The sequence below is a fragment of the Bradyrhizobium sp. 14AA genome, from assembly GCF_054185205.1.
On record NZ_JAVAYM010000077.1, the window covers coordinates 1 to 710 of the forward strand.

Here is a 710-nt window from a genome sequence, read left to right on the forward strand (position 1 = left end):
ACTATGACGACAGCGGGTCGTCGTCTGTGGACCTCAACTCGACCGACAGGGCCTTCGACCTGTCACTGAGCGGCAACGCCGATGCCAACGGCACCAGTGTGGCCTATGAGGTCTCGACCGACGGCGGTGGCAACTGGTCGACCACGACCTCGGCGCAAAGCAACCTGGCCGACGGCAGCTACCAGTTCCGCGCGACCGTCACCGATCCTGCCGGCAACTCCTCGACCAGCAACATCGTCACGGTGGTGGTCGACACGTCGGCGCCGACGGCGGGGACACTGTCGCTGTCGAACTATGACGACAGCGGGTCGTCGTCTGTGGACCTCAACTCGACCGACAGGGCCTTCGATCTGTCACTGAGCGGCAACGCCGATGCCAACGGCACCAGTGTGGCCTATGAGGTCTCGACCGACGGCGGTAGCACCTGGACCGTAACCACAGCCGCACAGAGCGATCTGGCCGACGGCAGCTACCAGTTCCGTGCCGTGGTCAGCGATCCCGCCGGCAACTCCTCGACCAGCAACATCGTCACGGTGGTGGTGGACACCACGGCGCCGACGGCGGGAACGCTGTCGCTGTCGAGCTATGACGACAGCGGGTCGTCGTCTGTGGACCTCAACTCGACCGACAAGGCCTTCGATCTGTCGCTGAGCGGCAACGCCGATGCCAACGGCACCAGTGTGGCCTATGAGGTCTCGACCGACGGCGGC

The 710-nt window shown here is 65.1% G+C and carries 1 protein-coding gene; it reads left to right on the forward strand.

All coding sequences use genetic code 11. The features are described 5' to 3' along the window. Positions 1-710, forward strand: a 710-nt coding sequence (locus RAD15_RS43380) for an Ig-like domain-containing protein (protein WP_458184793.1), incomplete at both ends; no start/stop codon positions are given.